We start from the raw sequence: 5,879 nt of genomic DNA on the forward strand, positions 1-5,879 counted from the left end.
TAAAAAAAACCTTGAAAAAATAGTTGCGGGGATGGGAAATGGTGTTACATTTGCAGCCCGAAAAACAACGAAGGTTGTTGTTTTGGACGCTCATTGAAAGTTGTTTTTTTTCGTTTTTTTCCTTCGGGAAAAAAAGTTTCGGAAAAAGCTTGCGGGATCGAAAAACGGTCTTACATTTGCAGCCCCTTAGCGACGAGGAAAAAAGTTCGCGACGGGACGTTCATTTGGAAGCTGTTCAGGTCAAAAAAATATTTTAGAAAAAAAGTTTCGAAAAATATTGCGAGTTAAAAAAACAGTTGTAAATTTGCACCCGCTTTGAGAAACAGACGCCGCAACGGCTGAAACGAAAGGGGCGGAACACAGACAAGTTCATTGACATACTGAGGAGACATAGCGAGCCGCGAAGGTCCGGAAATGGGATCGGAGCAGGCGAGCTAACCAAGAGTATTTTTGAAATAAGATAACACAGATAGAGAGACGGGGCCGGGAGGACTTATCGGCGTTGGCGCGAATATATATACGAATCAACGATGAAGAGTTTGATCCTGGCTCAGGATGAACGCTAGCGGCAGGCCTAACACATGCAAGTCGAGGGGCAGCGGGGAAAAGCTTGCTTTTCCGCCGGCGACCGGCGCACGGGTGCGCAACGCGTATACAATCTGCCCCCTACTGCGGGATAGCCCAGAGAAATTTGGATTAACACCGCATGGTACCGTATCCCCGCATGGGGTTTACGGTTAAAGGTCACGGTAGGGGATGAGTATGCGTCCCATTAGCTTGATGGCGGGGTAACGGCCCACCATGGCGACGATGGGTAGGGGCCCTGAGAGGGGGATCCCCCACACTGGTACTGAGACACGGACCAGACTCCTACGGGAGGCAGCAGTGAGGAATATTGGACAATGGGCGGGAGCCTGATCCAGCCATGCCGCGTGCGGGAAGAAGGCCCTATGGGTCGTAAACCGCTTTTATACGGGAAGAAACCACCCTACGTGTAGGGTACTGACGGTACCGTAAGAATAAGGACCGGCTAACTCCGTGCCAGCAGCCGCGGTAATACGGAGGGTCCGAGCGTTATCCGGAATCATTGGGTTTAAAGGGTCCGTAGGCGGGCCGTTAAGTCAGGGGTGAAAGTCTGCGGCTCAACCGTAGAACTGCCCTTGATACTGGCGGTCTTGAGTCGTACTGGAGTAGGCGGAATATGTAGTGTAGCGGTGAAATGCATAGATATTACATAGAACATCGATCGCGAAGGCAGCTTACTAAGTACGTACTGACGCTGATGGACGAAAGCGTGGGGAGCGAACGGGATTAGATACCCCGGTAGTCCACGCCGTAAACGATGGATACTAGCTGTCCGGTACCTTGAGTACTGGGCGGCCAAGCGAAAGTGATAAGTATCCCACCTGGGGAGTACGTTCGCAAGAATGAAACTCAAAGGAATTGACGGGGGCCCGCACAAGCGGTGGAGCATGTGGTTTAATTCGATGATACGCGAGGAACCTTACCAGGGCTTAAATGCATATTGACAGGTCTAGAGATAGATTTTCCTTCGGGCAATTTGCAAGGTGCTGCATGGTTGTCGTCAGCTCGTGCCGTGAGGTGTCAGGTTAAGTCCTATAACGAGCGCAACCCCTACCGTTAGTTGCCAGCAAGTAAAGTTGGGGACTCTAACGGGACTGCCGGTGCAAACCGCGAGGAAGGTGGGGACGACGTCAAATCATCACGGCCCTTACGTCCTGGGCTACACACGTGCTACAATGGCCGGTACAGCGGGAAGCCACTGCGCAAGCAGGCGCGGATCCACAAAACCGGTCACAGTTCGGATCGAGGTCTGCAACCCGACCTCGTGAAGCTGGAATCGCTAGTAATCGGATATCAGCCATGATCCGGTGAATACGTTCCCGGGCCTTGTACACACCGCCCGTCAAGCCATGGAAGCCGGGAGTGCCTGAAGTCCGTCACCGCAAGGAGCGGCCTAGGGCAAGATCGGTAACTAGGGCTAAGTCGTAACAAGGTAGCCGTACCGGAAGGTGCGGCTGGAACACCTCCTTTCTAGAGCTTTCCGGTTCGACCGGAAGGGCACCTTCGCCGATAGGCGCACCGACCGTGCCCCGTCCCCTAGCTGTTGTTAAATTTTCAAAGGACCTCATTAGGTTTTAAAAAAAAAGTCTCCAAGGTATCAAACGATAAAATTACGGTCGCGCAAGCGGTCGTGGGACAGTCCCGTAGCTCAGCTGGTTAGAGCGCTACACTGATAATGTAGAGGTCGGCAGTTCGAGTCTGCCCGGGACTACGATCCGCAAGGAATTGCGGTGGATACGTTCATTGATCGACAAGATTGAAGGAAATTCTGGAAGTTGGGAAAGTGGTTATGTAGTAACTACTGACTGCTCATTGCTAACTACTAGTAAATGGGGGATTAGCTCAGCTGGCTAGAGCGCCTGCCTTGCACGCAGGAGGTCATCGGTTCGACTCCGATATTCTCCACGATGAATGCTTTAAAAAGCAGAATCGTAACGAAGGAAACAAAAGAAAGCTTGCTTTTTATTGTTTCTGGAACAAGGTTCTTTTAATGCATTCTTAAAATTGAAGTTCGAGGAGCAACCGTAGGTTACTCCGAAAACGGAAAATTTTGAAAAAGTTCATTGACATATTGGGACAGGGTACATTCTTTATAGGGTGTACTTTGAAGAAAAACACACGAATTTTAAAGTAAAGAGTACGCAATAGAATAGCGAAACAAAAGGAAGGCGACAAGCTGGATAAGGGCGTATGGGGAATGCCTAGGCTCTCAGAGGCGATGAAGGACGTGATAAGCTGCGAAAAGCCGCGGGGATCGGCACATACGAATTGATCCGCGGATATCCGAATGGGGCAACCCGGCATGTTGAAGACATGTCATGCGAAAGCGAGCGAACCCGGTGAACTGAAACATCTAAGTAGCCGGAGGAGGAGAAAACAAAAGTGATTCCGGGAGTAGCGGCGAGCGAAACCGGACCAGTCCAAACCAATGTTGTTCCGGCAATATTGGGGTTGTAGGACCGCGATGTTCGAACGGTAATGAACTAGAACCCTTTGGAAAGAGGGGCCATAGACGGTGATAGCCCGGTATAGGTAAAGACCCGTAAGATAGCGGTATCCTGAGTAGCGCGGGGCACGTGAAACCCTGTGTGAATCCGGCGGGACCATCCGCCAAGACTAAATACTCCTGAGAGACCGATAGTGAACCAGTACCGTGAGGGAAAGGTGAAAAGAACCCTGAACAAGGGAGTGAAAGAGATCCTGAAACCATACGCCTACAAGCGGTCGGAGCCCCATTGGGGTGACGGCGTGCCTTTTGCATAATGAGCCTACGAGTTACTTTTACTGGCAAGGTTAAGGGTTTAAGGCCCGGAGCCGCAGCGAAAGCGAGTCTTAACAGGGCGCTTTAGTCAGTAGCAGTAGACGCGAAACCGTGCGATCTACCCATGGGCAGGTTGAAGCTGTGGTAACACATAGTGGAGGACCGAACCCGTTGACGTTGAAAAGTCTTGGGATGACCTGTGGGTAGGGGTGAAAGGCCAATCAAGCTCGGAAATAGCTCGTACTCCCCGAAATGCATTTAGGTGCAGCGTGTAGATAGTTTTATAGAGGTAGAGCTACTGATTGGATGCGGGGGCTTCACCGCCTACCAATTCCTGACAAACTCCGAATGCTATAAAATGTTTCTGCGCAGTGAGGGCATGGGTGCTAAGGTCCATGTCCGAGAGGGAAAGAACCCGGACCATCGGCTAAGGTCCCCAAATATATGCTAAGTTGACAAAACGCGGTGGAACTGCACCGACAGCCAGGATGTTGGCTTGGAAGCAGCCATTCATTTAAAGAGTGCGTAACAGCTCACTGGTCGAGCGGTTCCGCATGGATAATGATCGGGCATAAGCATATTACCGAAGCCATGGCCTTGTATTTATACAAGGGGTAGGGGAGCATTGTAGTTGCGTTGAAGGTGTACCTGCGAGGGATGCTGGAGCGGCTACAAACGAAAATGTAGGCATAAGTAACGATAATGCGGGCGAGAAACCCGCACGCCGAAAGACCAAGGTTTCCCCGGCTATGCTAATCAGCCGGGGGTCAGTCGGGACCTAACGCGGACCCGAAGGGGGAAGTGGATGGACAAGCGGTTAATATTCCGCTACCCGCACATCATTAAAAGTGACGGAGGCGAGAGGTAGGTGCGTGCAGACGGAATTGCACGTTGAAGGGAGCGGTAACGCCCCGATAGTACGCCGAGGCTACGGCCAAGGCGATAATCCTGCGGATCGACTTCCAAGAAAAGCGAGATGTGCGGCCCGTACCGTAAACCGACACAGGTGGTCGGGATGAGCATTCTAAGGCGCTCGAGAGATTCATGGCTAAGGAACTAGGCAAAATAGACCCGTAACTTCGGGAGAAGGGTCGCCCCCTTATGGGGGGCCGCAGTGAAGAGGTCCAGGCGACTGTTTATCAAAAACACAGGGCTCTGCGAAATCGAGAGATGAAGTATAGGGCCTGACACCTGCCCGGTGCCGGAAGGTTAAGGGGAGATGTTATTCCTTCGGGATGAAGCATTGAACTGAAGCCCCGGTAAACGGCGGCCGTAACTATAACGGTCCTAAGGTAGCGAAATTCCTTGTCGGGTAAGTTCCGACCTGCACGAATGGTGCAACGATCTGGACACTGTCTCGGCCATGAGCTCGGTGAAATTGTAGTATCGGTGAAGATGCCGGTTACCCGCAGTGGGACGAAAAGACCCCGTGCACCTTTACTATAGCTTCGTATTGACCTTGGTCAAGCAATGTGTAGGATAGCTGGGAGGATTTGAAGGCGCATCGCCAGGTGCGTTGGATCCATTGTTGAAATACCAGCCTTTGCTTGTCCGGGGCCTAACCCTTGCAAAAGGGAACAGTGCGTGGTGGGTAGTTTGACTGGGGTGGTCGCCTCCAAAAGAGTAACGGAGGCTTCTAAAGGTGCCCTCAGTACGGTCGGCAATCGTACGTAGAGTGCAATGGCACAAGGGCGCTTGACTGTGAGACATACAGGTCGAACAGGTTGGAAACAAGAGCATAGTGATCCGGTGGTTCCGCATGGAAGGGCCATCGCTCAAAGGATAAAAGGTACGCCGGGGATAACAGGCTGATCTCCCCCAAGAGCTCACATCGACGGGGGGGTTTGGCACCTCGATGTCGGCTCGTCACATCCTGGGGCTGGAGAAGGTCCCAAGGGTTGGGCTGTTCGCCCATTAAAGTGGCACGCGAGCTGGGTTCAGAACGTCGTGAGACAGTTCGGTCTCTATCTACTGCGGGCGTTAGAAATTCGAGCGGACCTGATTCTAGTACGAGAGGACCGAGTCGGACCGACCGCTGGTGCACCGGTTGTCCCGCCAGGGGCATTGCCGGGTAGCTATGTCGGGACTGGATAAGCGCTGAAAGCATATAAGCGCGAAACCAACCGCAAGATGAGATTTCTTTAAAGGGCCGTGGGAGATGACCACGTCGATAGGCCATAGGTGGAAGTGCAGCAATGTACGTAGCCGAGTGGTACTAATTGCCCGTACGGCTTGCGCAAATCCGCTGCCCCCTTCGGGGGGCACGGGAATCCTTTTAAGCAGCTTTACGTCGTAAGCTTTTCTTTAAGATCCATGAACATTTTCTTCATAACTGTCCCATTATTATGTCATTATAAGGTATTTAAAACTTAGGTGGCCATGGCGGCGGGGCCCACCCCTTTCCATTCCGAACAGGGAAGTTAAGCCCGCCAGCGCCGATGGTACTGCTACACCAAGTGGGAGAGTAGGTCGCCGCCTTTCTTACAAAAGCCCCTTCACAAAATGTGAAGGGGCTTTTTTTATGGGGTGTACT

General features: G+C 51.9%; 2 tRNA genes and 3 rRNA genes. All 5 read left to right on the forward strand.

The annotated features are described in order from the left end of the window. The first annotated feature begins 527 nt into the window (after nt 1-527). The 5 genes from IL355_RS19050 to rrf all read left to right on the forward strand — a co-directional run bounded on the left by IL355_RS19050 (nt 528) and on the right by rrf (nt 5,827). Nucleotides 528-2,055: ribosomal RNA gene (locus IL355_RS19050) — 16S ribosomal RNA — on the forward strand. A gap of 167 nt (nt 2,056-2,222) precedes the next feature. Further along, nucleotides 2,223-2,296 (forward strand) — tRNA-Ile (locus tag IL355_RS19055). A gap of 120 nt (nt 2,297-2,416) precedes the next feature. Then, nucleotides 2,417-2,490, forward strand: a tRNA-Ala gene (locus tag IL355_RS19060). Between the two features lie 263 nt (nt 2,491-2,753). Then, nucleotides 2,754-5,586, forward strand: a 23S ribosomal RNA gene (locus IL355_RS19065). A gap of 129 nt (nt 5,587-5,715) precedes the next feature. Beyond that, nucleotides 5,716-5,827, forward strand: a 5S ribosomal RNA gene (gene rrf, locus IL355_RS19070). Together the 16S, 23S and 5S rRNA genes with 2 tRNA genes alongside form the textbook arrangement of a ribosomal RNA operon. The last annotated feature ends 52 nt before the right edge of the window (nt 5,828-5,879 follow it).

This window comes from Euzebyella saccharophila, from assembly GCF_014855495.1.
GTDB lineage: Bacteria > Bacteroidota > Bacteroidia > Flavobacteriales > Flavobacteriaceae > Euzebyella > Euzebyella saccharophila.